Origin of the sequence: Paenibacillus planticolens, assembly GCF_013141725.1 — a bacterium.
Classification (GTDB): Bacteria; Bacillota; Bacilli; order Paenibacillales; family NBRC-103111; genus Paenibacillus_E; species Paenibacillus_E planticolens.
This window is the reverse complement of sequence record NZ_WHNZ01000064.1, coordinates 82,202-100,895: the sequence shown is the minus strand read 5'-3', so window position 1 is coordinate 100,895 and position 18,694 is coordinate 82,202. Positions and strand designations below refer to the sequence as shown.

Sequence of the window (18,694 nt, the reverse complement as noted above, 5' to 3'; positions counted from 1 at the left end):
GTGGGGGAACTACGGGGCGCTATTTTGCTAGAAACAGCCCTTTAGACAAGGGGAAGGGAACTAGGATCCGCTATTCTACCATTCAGAGCAGATAATTAGAACATTGAGGTTAAATAAGACCCAGTAGTTCCCCTCGGGCGTCCGAAATTCCGCTTGTCGCCGAAATAAGGGAATGGAGTTCCCTCCCTTTGCTCAAACGTATGGGTTTAGACAAGGACCTAGCCGCAGGCTAGGTTATTCTTTTTTTCATCCGTAACGGCTGCACTAATTCAGTTATAATAAGAATACAAAGGAATTTATTGTTATTGAAAAAGGAGACGAGCTGCTATGAACAATAATATCATCGCATATTGTTTGAACAAAAAAGGAGCGACTAAGGATTATCCCTTCGGCCCGAATCCGTTGGTGATCAAAATTGCAGGTAAAATGTTCGCGCTTATTTTTGAGAGCGAAGGGAACGATTCTTATATTAATTTAAAATGTGACCCGGTGATTGCGGAAAATTTGCGAGAGCAGCATGAGAGCGTTCGACCAGGGTATCACATGAACAAAGAACATTGGAATTCAATTACGATGGATGGTTCGTTGCCAGAGTCGGATGTCTTCCAAATGATTGACCACTCTTACGATCAGGTTGTCAAAAAGCTTCCCAAGAGACTCCGGGAATCTATATGAAAAATAAAGTTTGGTGGAAGCTATATACATATGCGCCGTTTCTAGCGGCTTTACTAGTAATTGGGATGATTCATACGCTTATGCTGGCTAATGAAGAAGCGAAGCCTTACCCCGAACCTTTCGGTCGAGCTACAGAATTACCGCAGTTGGCGACTAGCGGGGAGTCGGTGCAACTGGTGGGCGAGAGTTCTTTTTCCTACAGATCGGGCCAAGCACTTCAATATGTAAGGATTGATGAAACGGGACAGAGCAGCTCAGAAACACGGCCTTTACCGGATCCGGGGCTCAATTTTTCTTATAGGCTTATCCAAGAGGACGGAACAGTCTGGATCGGAGCAGACAAGAAGCTGTATGCGAGTGAGTGGACGAACGGTTCATGGTCACCAAAGAAGCTGCTGATCGAAAACGACATTACCGATGTTCAAACGGTGAATGGTTCAAACGGCATAAGAGTGCTGCTCGCTTATAATGAGGAGGAGCTGTACGTAGGAGCTTATCAGGCGCAGGAACGTATAGAGTGGTCAAAGGTTGAAATAGGTGGGATCAAGCGGATACAAGGCGTATTGGATTCAACTGGAAGCCTTTCTCTCGTCTACACGATGAGTAGCGAAGGAAACGTGGCCATTCATTTTGCGAAGCTGGAACCTGAATCATGGAAGCCCATCGTACGGAGCAAGCTGAAGGAATTGAATCTTGTAACTAGTAAACTGGACGATGTGGCATTAGGTCTAGACGGCTCATCGCTTATTACAATATATACTACAAGTTCGCCCAAAACGGGCAAAAGTTCATTATACAGCCTGACCTTCCCAGTGAATCATCCGGAAGAGGCGCAGGATGAACTGCTTAACATTCCCGTATCGGCGGGGATTGATTCCGATACAATTCTGCATCCTGCTTTTACCAAGTCAACCTCCGGCGAGGTTTCGCTAGTGGTATCGTCGGTTTACGAGAAGAACCGACGCCTGACGAGTCAAGAGGTTTACAAGCTGGCCTTTAAGGAGGGGAAATTGGCTTCTTCCGCAAGGATCAGCCAATTCGGAGGTTTCGCCGAGTATCCGGTCCTAGTGTCTGACAAAGGGAATACACTGGCAATTTGGCTGGATCCCGTGAATCCGGAATCGTTCCGAATTTTCTACGCCACCGACCAACTGCCTTATCAGGAGAAGATGAACAAGCTGAGCGCAGTTGACTTGCGAAAGGCCGCCGAGACGCTGCCGCTGCTGTGGGGGATCGGACTGCTTACTTCGCTGCTAGGCCTGAAGTGGATTGTTTTGCCTGGCATGTATTTACTCGCACTCAGTGCATTCTGGCAGTATCATTATGACGCGCGCCCCCGGCTGCACTTCGGCCTTTCCTTCGGACTGTACATCGTAGTGAAGGCGTTATTTATCGGTGATTACCGGAAGGCTGCGGCGCTTCAAGTTATGCCGGATTTCTTGCAGCCTGTTTGGGTTCATTTGATGCTGCTCATAGCTTTCGCTGTTCTTGCGTATGTATCTACTAGAATATGGAGGAATGGCTTAGATGATCGCAATGTCGGTCTGGAGATGTTCTATTTTGCATTACTCGATGGTTTCATAACGAATTTATGGTACTCGTATTTTATGTCCCCGGCCTCTTTATAACAAATGTCCAAAACAAAGGTGGAGATAAGGGAAATGTTTAATGTTTGTTTAAACTGTGGGGAATACAGAGTCGATAAGGCAGTTGAATCAAAGGGAGAGAAAACATTCGCCAGTTGTCCAGCATGCAATCACGCACATGAATTTCTGCAGCTTCCCCTGTTTATCGTTACCGGAGCAAGCGGCACTGGGAAATCTACCGTTGCTTTTGAACTAAGTTCTTTAACCAAAGATTTTGTTGTAATGGAAACAGATATATTATGGGATCATCGCTATCATACGCCGGAGACGAATTACCGGGAATACAGAGAACTTTGGTTAAGGATGGCTAAAAATATTTCTCAAAGTGGAAAGCCGGTCGTATTATGTGGGACAGCTATGCCGGACCAATTAGAACCGTGTATGGAAAGGCGTTATTTTTCCGAATTGATCTATATCGCTTTAGTCTGCGACAACGATCAGTTAAAACAACGCCTGCAAAATAGACCTTCATGGAGAAACAGTTATCCTGATGAATTCATAAATGGAATGATGTCGTACAACACTTGGCTGAAAGAAAACAGCAATAAAAATAAACCCGTCATAAACTTAATAGATACAACGAATGCAAGTCCTAATGATACGGCTCAGCAAATAAAAACGATGATTCATGGTAAATATAAATTGTAATTGTGTACGAGAGAGCAGCGCTATTTGGCAATTTTTTTATCGATTTTCTCGAAGCCTTTCGTATCAGCCCACATGCCTTCAAATTGCTCGGAGAAAGATTTTGCCGCGTCTTCGTTATGTATGACCATTAGGACTTCATCATTCGTAGTGCTGGCTGCTTTCGAATAGTTGTAAGAGCCGGTTGTAACAACCTGTTTATCTGCAATGGTGACCTTGAGGTGCATGAGCCCACTGTGTTTGTTGATCTTCATCGGAATCCCGGCGCTGCCCAGCAGCTTTAATGCTTCTTCCTGCGTTTTGCCTGAGGATTGAATTTTATCGCTGATGATTCGCACAGTCACGCCGCGCTTTTTCGCCTCTTTGATCGCTGCTACAATATCAGGATGCGTTAAACTGTAGATGGCGATATCCAGTGTTGCTTTTGAAGAGTTGATTACATCGATCAAGGCTTTCTCAGGATGCTGATTTGCTTGAGTGAAGTAATATTCGTCATTCATTTGTTGCTTCGCTGCAGCCATCGGTGCTTCAGTTTGTTTAGGTGAGATCGTCGTGGTTGAAGAACTAGGGCTTGGTGCATCTGCCATCGTAGTTAGTGCTGAGGAGCACCCAGTTAGCGCCAGCACGCTAGTAAATGAAAGTATTCTGATAAAATTATGCATATCCCATATGACTCCTTAAATGTTGTATACACAGTATTACACGAACATGCATTTGTATGCAAATGTAAAAAAGGCTCCGCCAGTCCGGGAGCCATGAATGTGGGGCGAGTAGACTCACCCTTGCCTATCGTGAGGTACCGATTGATGGATACGAAGCAATTCTGCAAGCTGCGCAGCCAAAAAACTTGGCGTATAAGGCAAATCGTTGCGAAGCCAGCAAACAATGGTACCAATGATGGCGGAGGAGCCGTACCAGATCGCGATATCTTTTTGTACGTTCAAAGTGGTGGATTCCTCGAGCATGTTCATTCGAATGGTGATAAAATCCGCAAACAATTTCATGAGTCGCTCTGTAAAAACGGGTATGCGTTTGGAAGCGAGCAGAACCTTATAGAAATTCGAATGCTCTGCGATATGCTCAAGCATATTAACGATGATCTCCATGTTTAATCCGGGAGCGTACGGAGCTTCCTTCAAGATGGCATAGATTTCGTTAATCATATCGTCAGCCAATTTATCGATCATATCCGGAATATCTCGATAATGAAGATAGAAGGTGACCCGATTAATCGTTGCTCGCTCCGCGATGCGGTTCACGGTTATTTTCTCAAGCTCATGTTCATGAAGCAATTCAATAAAAGCATCTCGAATCAGTTGGCGCGTTCGAAGTACGCGAGGGTCTATACGTTGTGTTTTTGTTGACATGAGCACTTACTTCCTTTCTCTTTCATACGCTATACGACAAATTTCGCAAGTTTTGTGGATTATGTCGTAGATAGGCGACAATTCTCTTGACAATGTCATCTAATAAACATTTATGCAAAAGCTGTTGCTTGTGAACAGTAGGATAGATGACTATAATACTATTTACATCGAGTTAATTATACAACAAATTGTCAATTTGTAATTGAATTTGAAAGGAATAAGTGAAATGAGCAAAATTGCAGCATTTGATAGCAGTTCTATTAAGAAAGGTCCACTGTTATTTGTTATGATTCTGGGGGCATTCATCGCCATCCTGAATCAGACGATTATGAGTGTCGCTTTGCCGGAACTCATGGTCGAATTTAATATTGCTGCTTCGACAGCACAATGGCTGACCACGGGCTATATGTTGGTTAACGGAGTTTTAATTCCGATAACTGCGTTCCTCATGCAGCGATTTACGACGCGTGAGCTGTTCCAGGCATCCATGATTATTTTCCTCATTGGAAGCATCATTTCTGCCGTAGCGCCTGGTTTTGAAGTGTTGTTGGCTGGCCGTTTGATTCAAGCAGCCGGTGCTGGGATTTTAATGCCGCTTCTTATGAATGTCATTCTGACCATCTATCCGCCAGACAAGCGCGGAGCTGCCATGGGCATGGTTGGGTTGTCTATCATTTTTGCCCCTGCTGTCGGTCCGGCGATTGCCGGCTATATTTTGGAGCATTATTCATGGCGGACTCTTTTCTATGGCATCATACCATTCGCTGTCATCGTTATTGTGGTTGCATTTATATATCTGAAAAATGTCTCCGAACGTACCTATCCCAAAATTGATACGTGGGGTGCGGTTCTCTCAACCATCGGATTCGGTTTCCTTCTTTACGGCTTCAGTAGTGCTGGTGGCAAGGGATGGTCAAGTACGGAAGTCGTCCTGTCTATTGTTGTAGGTGTAGTGGCCTTAATATTGTTTACATGGCGACAACTGGTTGTCAAAAACCCACTTCTGGATCTTAGAGCTTTCAAACACAACATGTTTACCTTGACAACGTTAATCAACATTGCGGTTACGATGGTCATGTATGCTGATATGATGCTGCTTCCCTTGTATTTGCAAAATGCTCGCGGATATACTCCGTTGGAGTCCGGAATTCTAATGCTCCCAGGCGCACTCCTAATGGGGCTCATGATGCCGGTGGCTGGGAAACTGTTCGATAAGTTCGGAGCGAAATGGTTGTCCATCATCGGTATGGCGATTACGATTGTAACGACACTTGGCTTCATCAATTTAACGGATTCAACAAGTTACACTTATTTAGTTCTAATGTCCACAGGACGACGCTTAGGTATGGCGCTTTTCTTAATGCCAATCACCACCGCGGGCCTCAATCAATTGCCTGCAAGACTGAATGCGCATGGTACCGCTATTTCCAATACGATCAAGCAAGTGGCAGGCGGAGTAGGTACGGCACTGCTTGTCACGGTGATGTCGACCAGAACCAAATCTCATCTCGTAGAGCTGATGACGGCAAACGCAACTGCGAATCCTTCCAAGGAACTTATTAAACAGGCTTCCATTCATGGAATTAATGATTCTTATCTTGTCATTGTCGGGATCGGAGTTATCGGTTTCCTGCTTTCCTTCTTCATTAAACGTGTAGCTCAGGCCGAAGAAGAACCGACAGTCGTTGCAACCCCGAAACCCGTAAATGCAACTTAAGAATAACAGATAGGCGTTAGGCAGAGAGGGCTTCTCCATGAACCGGGAGAGGCTCTTTCTTAATATCTGAATAAAGGGGTTTCGATTTTTAATAGTATTTGCTATTTTATAGATAGGTACTACTCAAATGTCCTCCATAATTTACTTTTTTCAAGTTGCCGCGCAATTGCTCCTTTCATTGATCTAAATTGGAAACACTTAAGTTGATGAGTCGCGAAATTATGCCCTGCCCGTCGAACCGGTTCTCTACATAGGACTTTTCCCATATGATGGAATGAGACTCTATCGAACCAAAGAGTGCTGGGCGCAAGGAGGAGAACATGAAGAGCAATGAACGCATATTGATTCTAACTGCAAGTTACGGTGATGGTCATATACAGGCGGCTCGTTCATTGAAGCATTCTTTTGAGCGGCGTGGCATCCTACAAGTCCAAATCATGGACCTGATGAAAGAAGCTCATCCTTTGCTAGATAAAGTCACCAAAACGCTTTATATCAACAGCATGCTCATCTCCCAGTACGGTTTAGATTATTATGGCTGGAGCTATTACTTCACAAAAGACGCTGAGTTTCATGTCGGATGGGGGCGTTATTTGAATAACCTCGGTCAAAATAAATTGAGGCAAACCATTCAACAGATGCGTCCCTGTGCAGTGATATCGACATTTCCGTTCGGAGCAGTACCGGAGTTATGCAGACAATTAGGAATTCCCACATTTGCTGTAGTTACGGACTTCACCTTGCATGCACGCTGGAAACATCCGGATATTGATAAGTATTATGTTGCTGCCTACGAGCTTAAGGAGCAGCTAATGGCCAGCTCCATTTCCAGTGACCGGATTGAGGTAAGCGGGATTCCCATCCGCAAAGCATTTTATGAATCAGGCAGGATGGATTCGAGCCCCTTTTCGAGTCTCACGAATAACCATCGAAAAACAATTTTGATTTTGGCAGGATCATATGGAGTGCTTAGAAGCAACGATGAAATCATTGATGTGGTCAAAAATGTTACAGATAGTCAAGTGGCGGTGGTTTGCGGTCGCAATCGAAAGCTGGAGCATAAATTAAGGCTGAAATATGAGGGTGAGCCCAACGTTCATATTTATGGATTTGTCGATAATATCCATCAATTAATGATGATATCATCCTGTATCATAACGAAAGCCGGAGGACTGACTTTATCCGAAGTTCTTTGTTTACAGGTGCCTATTTTTATATATAAGCCTTTTGCAGGCCAAGAAAAAGAGAATGCGGCATTTTTTTCTAAAAAGAGCGCGGCGTACGTATCTCGAAATATGAAAGAAATGGCGTTTCAAATCGAGCGATTTTTTTCAGATCCCCATTATGCCGTGGAAATGAAGCGGCAAATGCAACTTTTACATAAAGAAGCAGCAGATGACTTCATTACCCAGGATATCCTCAGCAGCATAAAACAACCACAAATGGTTCTCCAATAAAAACTGGATTCTTAGTGAAAACTACGAATGAGAAAATGTTTAATCCAAGGAAGGTTGAGCTGAATGGAGGCAAAGATCAGGCCATATGCGGATACGAGTATGATCATGTATGGCATTGTAATGTTCATTGTGGAATTCGTCCGAGGGGCTTACTTGGTTTCCTATTTACCCACCTATGCCGTTAATGTGTTGGGATTTTCCGTAGCGACAGTCGGTACGGCCGTTTCCATACATTATGTAACGGATACAATTATCAAATGTTATGCAGGATATTTGCTTGATCATTTTCCTTTGCGATTGATTGTTCAATTGGGCCTGCTCATCTCCTTCGGAGGTCTGCTGCTGATGCAATATAGCCAACAATTTTGGCTGCTTATAGCAGCGTCCGCCTTATTTGGCGTAGGCATTTCGCCTATATGGCTAGTTTGTTTAAGCAAGGTGAAACCGGAAAATCGCGCCGCGCATATGGGTGTGCTCTATACTTGCTGGCTTTGCGGAATTGGGGCCGGACCGGTAGTCATTAATTTTGTAATCGATAAGAGCTATCTCCTATCCTTTCGGATCATGCTTGTTTTATGGGGGCTGGGCTGGGTATTATCGCTGTTCATTTCCAATGTGAAAGAATCGGAGCCGATTTCGATACCCTTGAAGCGTCAAATTTCCATGCTTTGGGATCGATTGCGTTCGATGAAGCAGCTGCTTCCAGGCATGATCATACAAACCGCGGCTGCCGGAATGCTCGTGCCGATTTTGCCTAATTTTGCTTCAAAATATCTAGGACTTCAGTTTTCGCAATATTCATATGTGCTGATTGCCGGTGGCGTCTTCACCGTTATATTTCTTATTCCAATGGGGAAATTGTCCGATCGCTGGGGAAGAAGATGGTTCCTCATTCTTGGCTTCTTCGCATTCGCCATTACGCTTTATGGCCTAACATTTGCTTCCGTGCTTTGGCAAGCCGTTCTGCTTGCGGCCATCTTAGGTTTTTCCTACGCGGCTGTACTTCCTGCTTGGAATGCTTTGCTCGCCCAGCATGTTCCAGAGAATCAGCAAGGAATGGGCTGGGGATTATTTTCAAGTATTGAAGGCATAGGCGTGATTGTCGGTCCCATACTGGGAGGGTGGATAGCGGATATGTTTAACGAACGGGCTGCCGTTTGGGTTAGTGCGGGGCTGCTGGGATCGATTGCTTTATATTACTTGATTGTGTCGCCTAAAGGGGAAAAAGAACTAGCCTAATTCCGCAGTAGCCTAAGGGGGAGGACTATGAATCATGTACTTGTATTCGTTATTGCCGGCTTATTCGTATATACAATAATTCCAACCTTCGTTATCCGTGTATTAGGAATTGGCGTTTACAAAAAGGGGACTGCCGGAAGAGGCATAGCTTTAACCTTCGATGATGGACCGGATCCCGAATACACGCCTCGATTGCTGGAATTATTGAAGGAAAATAACCTCAAAGCGACTTTTTTCGTTCTTGGGTCCAAAGCGGAGCATTATCCTGAACTTATCAAGCGTATGCATAACGAAGGCCACCTTGTCGGCGTACACAATTATGTACACTGGGCAAACGCCTTTATGACTCCGAAAAAGGTCAGATTGCAGCTAGAACATTCCGTCAACGTGATTGAAAAGATTATAGGAGAACGACCTGTCTATTATAGACCCCCATGGGGGATTATCAATATTTTTGACTTTCTGTTGTTGAAACGCTTCCGTATGATTCTGTGGTCGATTATGGTGGGCGATTGGAGAAGCAACGGAGGTAAACGCAAAATCAAGGAAAGGCTGCAGGCCAAGCTGAGGGACGGTGCGGTCATCGTTCTTCATGACAGCGGCCAAACTTTCGGAGCGGACAAAGATGCGCCTATCTACATGCTGGAGGCGCTGCGAGAATTTATAGCCGAAGCATTGTCCAAGAACTATGCCTTTCTGAGAGTGGATGAAAAAATGCGGCTCGAGGAAAAAAACAAACGCGCCCAGTTCAGTTTGTTCAAACGCACTCTTATCTTTTTATGGTTCAAATGGGATCGGCTGTTTCATTGGCTGTTCAGCGTCAAACCGTTGGATGAGAACAAACCGCTATTTTTTTATAGGGCGGCTACCTTCCGGGGCATGACCGTTAGTCTATCGGACGGCGAGAAATTAGTAAGCGGAGATCGCGTCATTGAATTGCATTTTAATAATGAAGCATTGTTTCACTTGGCAACCGGGGCCAGGTCGCCGGTTCATCTTGCCGTACAAATGATACGCTCGGTCAAAGAGAACTTGCCCAAAGTGACGGAGAAGATTTTGAGCACTCCTGAGTACAGTGACATTAAAGCTATTTATGGAATCACCATGATTCATCGGGGCGCAAGCCAGCTTGGCTTTACGCTCATGACCTTACCGAACGGATTGTTTTCTATCATAACGAGAATGTATTTAAAAATACTTCTGTATATCATGCATGCCGATGGGAAAAACAGGTTGAAATCGAACCCGGATGCCTTAATCCCTTTAGTACTAGCCATTTCTGCGAACGAAATGAAAAGTAAATACCCTGTATCACAGCTATCCGTTGAAATGGAAAGGACAATCGTTCCTGCCGGATATCTAGTAGAGACTCACGCCACGCAATAAAAATGAAAGCCCCGGCTACGTAGCGAAGCCAGGGCTGTTTGTATTATTGATAAAAGGAAAAAGGATTACGCCGCCGCGGACTTGCGTTCTGCAATATAGCTGGCAATCCCTAATAACAGAGCTAGTCCTACGAGGACGGCACCGACCCAAGGAAGAGCTGTAAGGGACAGATGAGTAATGACCCATCCTCCGATGAAAGCGCCGGATGCATTTCCTAGATTTCCAGCAGAATGACTGGAGGTAGAGGCAAGTGCAGGCGCGGCCTTCGCCAGGCTCATAATGCGTACTTGCAGTCCCGGAAACACAGCGAAGGAAGCAGCCCCCCATAGAAAAATGGTCACTACGGCAGCTGTCGGGCTATAGATGCTAAAGGTGAAAAGGGTAAGGATGACGCATATCGCAAAGTAAAGTCCCAGTATAGAGGGCATCAGCTTCCAGTCCGCAAGCTTTCCGCCGACGATGTTGCCAAGGGTTACACCACAGCCGAAGAGGACTAGAATCCAGGATACGCTATTTTCGGCAAAACCGGTGACTTGCACAAGCAACGGCGTAATATAAGTAAATACAGCGAAAAGGCCGGCGTTGCCAAGCGCCCCGATCAGCAGATACAGAAGGAGCTTGGGCTTGGCCAAAGCGGTAATCTGCGCCGCGATACTCACTGGTTTGTCATGACGGATTTGCGGGATGAAGATAAGTATGCCGATCAAAGCCGCGATTCCCATAATCGAAATCGCACCAAACGAGGATCGCCACCCCATGTGCTGGCCGATAAATGTCCCCAAAGGAACACCGATAATGTTAGCAATCGTTAGACCCGCCATCATAATGGAAACAGCACCCGCACGTTTGTCCGGCCGTACAAGATTGGAGGCGATAACGGCCCCAACTCCAAAGAAAGTCCCGTGCGTCAATGCGGTTATGACGCGTGCTCCCATCAGAACAGCATAACTCGGAGCGATAACAGAAATTCCGTTGCCGAGAATGAATAAAAGCATAAGCAGACATAACAGTTTCTTTTGCGGGATGCCTTGGGTGAGGACCGTCAATATAGGGGCCCCGATAGCCACCCCAAGGGCATACATGGTAATGAGTTGTCCTGCGGACGAGATGCTGACATGCAAATCTGCAGCGACATTGGGGAGAAGACCCATGATGACAAATTCAGTCATTCCAATCGCAAACGCGCCGACGGTAAGGGAAAGGATAGAGATGGGGAACGGTTCTTTGGCTGCGTGTTCCCTGATTGTACGTTGAGATAACTCCATGATGTAATGTCAACCTTTCTTCAAAGTATAATAGTGCGTATCAATCGTAGCCGAGCATTCCGGTCAATAAGGCCTGTTTCATATTATTAAGTTTTCTTGGCGTATAATCAAGAGAATTCTTTTTGAAAGTTTGTAAACCAACCAAATATGTTCATTTCGTAAACAAGCCTTGTACAGCAAAGAAACCTAATGTCCATAATGAAAAAAAATTCATCGGATAAGAACATTATCTCATTAATAAGCCCTGATTCTCGGAGGGGGTGGCAGGCTTTTTGGAATTTTATACAAAAAGTATCTTTTTGTCGAAAATTAAAGTAATTTTTATATACATTTTACGATTCTATTGTACTATTTAATTAGTATGAACTTTGAACAGAAGTACATAGTTGGAGGAGAGGAATTTCATGCGCATACGACTGCCGCAAGTTACTGTGGGTAAGAAGATGTATTTCTGTTTTATTATCATTTTGCTGCTTACTTTTGTTGTAGGATGGATGAGTCTGACCAATATGAAGCTGATTCAGGACAAAAGCGATGAAATCAGCAAGCAGTGGATGCCTGGCGTCGAAGCCGTCAATACGATCAGTTATTTGACCGAAAATGTGCACGCACTGGAATTGCAGCTATTCATTCTAATGGATCCTTCGCAGCTGCAAAGCGCCCAGACGCAAGCCATGGCCGGGATTAACAATGTGGATGAGGAGCTCAAACAATTCGGGGAAGGGTTGACGGACGAGCAGGAGAAGCGGACTTTCGAAGCCTTCCAAAGCCAATGGAATTCGTATAAAAGCTATCATGAGAAATTCTTAGAGCTTAGCAAAGAAGTCAATTTAAGCACGGGCTCCGGCAAAAGAGAAAAAGAAGTTCAAACTCTTATCTCAGATTCGAACAAAGTATTTGTGAACTTGCAGAAGTACCTGGAGGTTCTTGTGAAAATCAAACATGAAGGAGCGACGGCCGCCTCGGAAAGCAGCTCGGTGATTTATCGCTCCGGACATTTGAGCATGATGTACGTGCTTGGCTTCGCTGTCCTTGTCGGTCTGATTCTCGCCTACTTCATTACCCGCAATATTTCCAAGCCGGTGCGGCTTGTCTCCCAAGCTCTTCAGGCTGTGTCCTTGGGCAGCTTGATCGAACCCGATGTGAAAGTGAGAAATAAGGATGAAATCGGTGAACTGGTCGGTTCGTTAAACCGGATGAAGACGAATGTCCGGGAGATGCTGCTGCAAATTCGCGAGGCCTCTTCCTCGGTGGCGGGTTCGTCCAAAGAGCTGCTCGCTCATGCGGAGCAAACGACGCAGGCTTCCAATCAAGTGGCGGAAGTCATGCAAAAGGTAGCGGCCGGAGCAGAAGTTCAAGTGCAGAATTACGAGGATACGAATACGGCCATGACAGAGATGTCCATTGGAATCGGGCGAATCGCCGAGGCTTCGTCCGAGGTATCGGATATTTCGATGGAAGCATTCCGGGAAGCGAAACAAGGCGAGCAAGACCTGCAGGCGCTCATTGTGAGCCTGAATGGTATGGGTGAGACGGTTAGCAGAGCGAACACGGTTATTCAAAACCTCGAAAACCAATCTCAGGAAATCGAAAATATGGTTGGCCTGATGGGCAGCATTGCGAAGCAAACGAACCTGCTCGCTTTGAATGCGGCGATTGAAGCGGCTCGTGCCGGTGAAGCGGGCAAAGGTTTTACGGTCGTTGCAGGAGAGGTGCGCAAGCTTTCGGAGCAGTCCGCCCAATTTGCCAGTCAAATTACAGAGTTGATTGGGCAAGTTTTAAGCAATACCAGCGTTGCCGTTCAAACGATGCACGATTGCCTGCAGGAAATGGATATGGGGAAAGAAATGGTACATACTGCAGAAACTTCATTTCATCGCATTTTCTTGGCTTCCGAGAAAGTGGCTGTCCGTATACAAGAGGTCGCCGCATCAGCTCAAGAAATGGCCGCCACCTCGGAAGAAGTGTCTGCTTCTGTTGCAGAAACGAGCGCTCACGCGAGAAATTCGTCTACCTATGCGCAGCAAGTGGCCGAGACCTCTGAGCAGCAGTTGACTTCGCTGAACGATATCACCGGTTCGGCCGGCACGCTGAACGGCATTGCCGAACAATTGCACACGGTTGTTGGGAAGTTCAAACTTTAAAGCTAATACATAAAGGAGTTAAGCTGCTTGAATATGCTTAACTCCTTTGTTTTTGTGGGAACTACGATCCCTTATTTTACTTAAGTATACATTATTTTAAATTTATGGTAACTACGATCCTCTATTTTATATAAACTGACTCAAATCGGAATTTGTTGGAGCTGTTAAGACCCTGTAGTTCCGTCTAAAGCCTAAAAACAGCTAGTTCAGCTCAAATAGCGCCCTGTAGTTCCCTGCATCACCACAAACGACTAACAAAAAGCTGCCCCTCCGTCATCTACGATGATTTTTGGGACAGCTTCTTCATTTAAAAGACTTATACAGTTGTAAATCAACTGCATATTCTTTCATGCTTATTTCGATAGGATAGAAGATACAACTTTACTGCTTTCTGCACGCGTTGCATGGTCAAGCGGGTTGAATTGAGCTGTATCTGTAGCAATAATGCCTAAGTTTGCCGCTTTGTTAACGAATGGTTGGGCCCAGTCATGGATTTGCGAAGCATCCGTAAAGCTGACGCTTTTGCTTGGAGCACTTTGGACACCATGATTTTTCTCATATGCCCGCACGATGAGTGTGACCATTTCTTCACGCGTTATCGGCTTATTGGGTTCGAATGTCGTTTCACTAGTTCCTGTTACCAGACCAGCTTGAACAGCGGATTGTACAGAAGAAGCGTACCATTCGTTTGGTGAAACATCAGCAAATGTGTTGTTATAAATAGGTGTAGATTTCAACTGCAATGCACGGGTTAGCAGCGCAACAAACTCTGAACGTGTAACCTGATTTTCAGGCATGAATAATGCGTCCGTTGTGCCGTTCACAATGTGTTTAGCCGATAATTCTTTAATAATATCGTATGCCCAATGTGTGGCCGGAACGTCGCTAAAAGATTTATTGTACTCCAAGACGCCATAGAGGCTAAAGTGCTGCAGCTCCGCTTGAATCGTAGAATTGGCTACAGTACCGCCAACATATTCAAGTTCACCGTTATCGTTGATCGAGTAAATCCCTGCCAATTTAGAGTTTGCACCTGCTTTAAGTTTAAAACTGATCGTCACAGGCTCCGTTAACCGGCTTATCTTATTCGTTTTTCCATCTTTCGTAGATACGGAAAGGGTGATGTCTATCATTTCACCGGCAGATGTAAGTACCAACTGTCCCGCTGACTCCGCTTTAGAAATGAGTGACTCAATGTCCGCAGTTTGTTTTTTCTCGATATTTACAGTAATTGTCGCATCTTTCAGCGCTTCAATGGAAAGACCGGCGATCAAGGATTTGATGTTCGCAGCAGGAATTTCGACCGTAAGATCTCCGCTTTTCACCTTAAGCTTCGTATCGCCTAATTTGTCTACTGCTGCAGCAGGCAAATTCAGATTGCCACGGTCATTTAGAGCAAGCCATTTCCCGTCTTTAATGTCTTGAACAGCCTTATCTGCTTCTGTTATAAAAAAACCACCACCACCGCCACCGCCACCGATAGGTACGTAAACATCGAAGAGGTCTTTTGCTACAGTGGTTTCTTTACCGACCACGACAGTGTACGTTCCCGTCTGCGCGTCTGCAGGCAAAGTAAATTCTTTGGAATACGATCCGTTTGCCGTATTGACAACATCAAAATACAACACGGTACCATCTGGATTCAGCACTTTTACAATAACCTGATTGAAAGATGAAGTTCCGGTAACGGTAACTTTTTCACCTTTCGTTTTATTTGTAATATCAGTTATTTGAATTGTATCCGTAGATGAAGCTAATGCGGCAACAGGCATTACAGTCAGAGCAACCAACATGGTGGCCATGATGAGGGACAGCTTTTTTTTCATCTGATTAAACGCCTCTTTTCTTCATTGACATCGATTCAAGAAATCTCGGGGACTATCCTGTGATAATTTCATCAATAGGACAGACTCCCGAAATTTCATGAAAGTGTTGTTAACAATATGGTTATTTGAGCGTAATCGAATCCGCAAGATTGTTTCCGACATTCGTCGTGGAAGAATCAAGCGAATCTACAACAAACACATTCACCGTATAATCAGAACCGGTTACATTGAATAATGCCGTTACTTCCTCGGACTGTGTAAAATCTTTCTTTAAGGCGGTGAGACCTACTGGAGTGTTCCCTTTCATTAATTGGAAAACGACCGTTTCCAATCCTTCATGGGACGTGGCGGCATATTCATATGGCGCAACTTGTACTGTTGCTGTGATGCCGTTGGTTCGGTTCAATGAAGTTCCGGTGATGGCGAATGGAGGTGCAACAATCAACACTTTCCATGCTTCATAAGTAGCTTCCACACTAGCAGGATTTTGTCCAGCTTTCACTGTTTTGCCTACGAGTTTAATTTTATATTTGCCTGCAGCCAGTCTTTCAAAGACCGGTTTCCCTTTATCATCTTTTTTGTTGCCAATAAATGTACCATCAAGATTGAATGATAGGGGTCCCGGAGCAAAATAAGTTGCTTTCCCTTGAGCATTATCTGGTGAAACTCTTTCTACCATTGTTCCGAACATTTTTCCACGTGCATCGATATAGTCAAAATCGTAAGCTTCTACTGCCAAGTAATTGACATCAGTCGCTGTCAGCTTTGCATTCAGTTCTACTGGGTGATTTGGAGTAAGGCGAATATCCGATAATTCGATTTGCTGGAATCCAAAACGAGTATCCTCAGGTTGGTCTCCAACATGAATAACGAAAGGAAGGTGAAGATCCGGTTGTCCTGCGCTTGTTAGTTTGACCTCGCCTTCATAAACGCCGTCTGCCGCATCATTAGCAACGGATACTTGCAGCGCGAACGGGACTGTTCCGTTTGGTGTTGAAGTAATCTTATCTTTAGAAAGTGACACGCGAATTTTGCTAACATCCGGAGTTGCTACCGGTTTGGTGATATTTCCGGTTACGGATGGATGCATTTCAACGGATGCCGTATAATCAACGGCCAGATTGCTGGTAACATTTTTAACTCGCAATTGTTTGGATCCGCTCGAATTTTTGGACATTAATCCAAAGCTCGTATTGACCGCATAGTTAATCACATCTTTGGGCAAATAATTAGGGTCCAAAATCGTAATCGGTTCAACAGCTTGCAGCAAAGCAGGGGTTTCAATTGCTTTCAGCACGTTGACGCGCCCTGACCCTTGTGAATAGATATCATATAATTGATTGTTTTCATTTTTGATTTCTTCCGCTGTGTTTGCCAAGGCTGCGCGAATATCAAACGGGTCCCATTCCGGATGAGCCTGTTTAAGCAGTGCGGACAATCCCGTTACGTGAGGAGTCGCCATACTGGTACCGTTCTTCCGACCGTAGGCCGTATCGTAGTTATAGCTTTGCCCTTTCTCAGCATAATATTTCCCATAAGCGGCAATACTCGATAAGATGCTCACACCCGGAGCGACAAGATCTGGGCGTACGCCAAAGTTCCCGTCAGAGTTAGGCCCTCTGGAACTGAAGCTTGCCATTAAATCGCCCTTGCTCAAATCCGCTTTAAAATTACCGAAATCCAATGTAAATGGCGCATTGCCGGATTGAAGAGCTGCAGAGGCAATTTTTCGTCCGACATCTCCCGCCATATCATAAGCAGGAACAACATTTCCGAATTGTTCACCTTGAGGTGAGTTGATTGCTCCATCCCTGCCGATTAACCCAAAACTGGTAGCACGCAGATCTGCTTTGGTAGAATCGATTACTTTTCCTGTATCATCAACAAGTGCATTGCCGTTGAAAATGACAAGCGCCTTAGCGCCAGCTTTCTTGGCATTTATTGCCTTATCAACAAAATTTAAAGTTCCACGGGAGACAACCGCAATCTTGCCGGCTGCATTCACTTTACTAAAGTCATCTTCAGAACCAAGATTTGCAAAAACCGCTTCTTGTGGTCCGCTTCCTACGATAGACGCGAAGTCAATATTGCCGACTTTCCAAGCCATAACTTTTAATGGGAGATTAGCATATACGTTTGTATTCACAGTTGCTGTAGCGGTTGCAATGTAAGACGCAGTCGGACTGGATGCAGCGCCAACTGCAATAGGTAATTGAGCTGTAGCTGGCTGACCAACCGTATAATAATAACGACTGTTTGTCGCAGCGTTACCATTAGCAATAACCGTGGTGACGCCGGCCAATACGGCGTTGTTTACAGCGATGGCATCCGGTCCGTTTGGATCTTTCTCAGGGTCTTCGCCAAGGGATAGATTGATAACATCCATTTTATCTTTCACAGCTTGTTCAATCCCTGCAATGATGCCGGAAGTAGGTCCGCTGCCACCAGGGCCAAGCACGCGATACGAATACAAGTCGGCATCGTATACGATCCCCCGTACAGTTACATCTTTACCTACAGCCCGTCCTAAAATCGTACCGGAGACATGCGTGCCGTGATCCGTTTTCGACTGCCCCCATGCTGGCGTTGTTTCATAAGGGTCGTTATCTTTATCGACGAAATCGTATCCGCCTTTATAAGCGCTTTTCAAATCTGGATGATCGTAGTCAACGCCTGTGTCCAGAACACCGACCTTAATTCCTTTACCTGTGAAACCTTTTGCCCACACTTCCGGCACATGAATTTGGTCAAGTGGATATTGATCGTATTTGGTCGTTACATCGGCTGACTCCGTCATTTCCACAGGCGATAAGTGATAGACGGTATCTTTAAACACTTTCTTAACAGAGTCGATGCTAGCCAATTCCTCGATGCGGCTCGCATCAACAGTCAATGCCATTCCATTAAAAACTTGATTAAAAGTTCGATGTACTGTGTAAGGAATGTTCATTTGATTAAGACTGTTTTTAAAACTAGCTTGTTCAGCACTCAAGGAAGATTCCGCTTCCTGTTCTGAGAAGCTGGTTTGGATGGACATCGTTTGACTGCGTACTGGAGCGATCGGCTCATTGCTTAACTGCACGATGATATCGATCATTCCGCTAGTTGCATCGAGCATGCTTGGAGCAAGCTTGCTGAAAGCGCTGTCATGTGCTCTGTCTGTTAATAAGGTCGCATTTCCAGCATTCCCTGCGCCCAGAGCTACGTTATTTGCCACCCCTCCAAAAAGTACTGTACCAATCGATAAAGTCAAAACGGATTTAAATAATTTTCTGCGAGTGTTCAATACAATTCCTCCAATCAACAGTGAGTAAAAGAAGCCTTGCA

The 18,694-nt window shown here is 45.0% G+C and carries 13 protein-coding genes; 8 read left to right on the top strand and 5 right to left on the bottom strand.

All coding sequences use genetic code 11. The features are described from left to right. Positions 1-327: 327 nt before the first annotated feature. Genes GC097_RS27630 through GC097_RS27620 form a run of 3 tightly spaced genes read left to right on the top strand, consistent with a single transcriptional unit; the run spans position 328 to position 2,969 of the window. A complete protein-coding gene (locus GC097_RS27630) occupies positions 328-675 on the top strand; it encodes an MmcQ/YjbR family DNA-binding protein (RefSeq protein ID WP_171686512.1) in 348 nt (115 codons plus the stop codon). After that, complete coding sequence (locus tag GC097_RS27625; protein ID WP_171686511.1) at positions 672-2,303, top strand: hypothetical protein; 1,632 nt, start codon at positions 672-674, stop codon at positions 2,301-2,303. The genes GC097_RS27630 and GC097_RS27625 overlap by 4 nt, the downstream gene beginning before the upstream one ends. 33 nt (positions 2,304-2,336) lie before the next feature. Then, entirely contained in the window at positions 2,337-2,969 is a 633-nt protein-coding gene (locus GC097_RS27620) for a P-loop nucleotide/nucleoside kinase family protein (protein ID WP_171686510.1), read from the top strand. Positions 2,970-2,989: 20 nt separating this feature from the next. Here the strand turns inward: GC097_RS27620 and GC097_RS27615 are convergent, their stop codons facing one another. Further along, entirely contained in the window at positions 2,990-3,628 is a 639-nt protein-coding gene (locus GC097_RS27615; protein WP_246294482.1) for a phospholipase D-like domain-containing protein, read from the bottom strand. Positions 3,629-3,742: 114 nt separating this feature from the next. Beyond that, complete coding sequence (locus GC097_RS27610) at positions 3,743-4,333, bottom strand: TetR/AcrR family transcriptional regulator (protein ID WP_171686509.1); 591 nt, start codon at positions 4,331-4,333, stop codon at positions 3,743-3,745. A gap of 226 nt (positions 4,334-4,559) precedes the next feature. Here GC097_RS27610 and GC097_RS27605 point away from each other — a divergent pair, with 226 nt between their 5' ends. The 4 genes from GC097_RS27605 to GC097_RS27590 all read left to right on the top strand — a co-directional run bounded on the left by GC097_RS27605 (position 4,560) and on the right by GC097_RS27590 (position 10,132). Continuing rightward, complete coding sequence (locus tag GC097_RS27605; protein ID WP_171686508.1) at positions 4,560-6,050, top strand: DHA2 family efflux MFS transporter permease subunit; 1,491 nt, start codon at positions 4,560-4,562, stop codon at positions 6,048-6,050. A 320-nt stretch (positions 6,051-6,370) separates the two neighbouring features. Then, the gene (locus GC097_RS27600) at positions 6,371-7,507 is read left to right on the top strand and encodes an MGDG synthase family glycosyltransferase (protein WP_171686507.1); all 1,137 of its coding nucleotides are present in this window, start codon (positions 6,371-6,373) and stop codon (positions 7,505-7,507) included. Between the two features lie 63 nt (positions 7,508-7,570). After that, entirely contained in the window at positions 7,571-8,746 is a 1,176-nt protein-coding gene (locus GC097_RS27595) for an MFS transporter (RefSeq protein ID WP_171686506.1), read from the top strand. A gap of 27 nt (positions 8,747-8,773) precedes the next feature. Next, entirely contained in the window at positions 8,774-10,132 is a 1,359-nt protein-coding gene (locus tag GC097_RS27590; RefSeq protein WP_171686505.1) for a polysaccharide deacetylase family protein, read from the top strand. 65 nt (positions 10,133-10,197) lie between these two features. On the opposite strand, the gene GC097_RS27585 is transcribed toward GC097_RS27590, so the two are convergent. Next, positions 10,198-11,397: an MFS transporter gene (locus GC097_RS27585; protein WP_171686504.1), complete on the bottom strand. Its 1,200-nt coding sequence runs from the start codon at positions 11,395-11,397 to the stop codon at positions 10,198-10,200. Between the two features lie 404 nt (positions 11,398-11,801). Here GC097_RS27585 and GC097_RS27580 point away from each other — a divergent pair, with 404 nt between their 5' ends. Continuing rightward, positions 11,802-13,541, top strand: a complete 1,740-nt coding sequence (locus GC097_RS27580; RefSeq protein WP_171686503.1) for a methyl-accepting chemotaxis protein — start codon at positions 11,802-11,804, stop codon at positions 13,539-13,541. A 353-nt stretch (positions 13,542-13,894) separates the two neighbouring features. Here GC097_RS27580 and GC097_RS27575 read toward each other — a convergent pair whose 3' ends face one another. Together GC097_RS27575 and GC097_RS27570 are read right to left on the bottom strand one after the other, a co-directional pair. Beyond that, positions 13,895-15,367 (bottom strand): S-layer homology domain-containing protein, encoded by a 1,473-nt coding sequence (locus tag GC097_RS27575; protein ID WP_171686502.1) that lies wholly within the window; start codon positions 15,365-15,367, stop codon positions 13,895-13,897. Between the two features lie 121 nt (positions 15,368-15,488). After that, positions 15,489-18,653, bottom strand: a complete 3,165-nt coding sequence (locus GC097_RS27570; RefSeq protein ID WP_171686501.1) for a S8 family serine peptidase — start codon at positions 18,651-18,653, stop codon at positions 15,489-15,491. Positions 18,654-18,694: the final 41 nt, after the last annotated feature.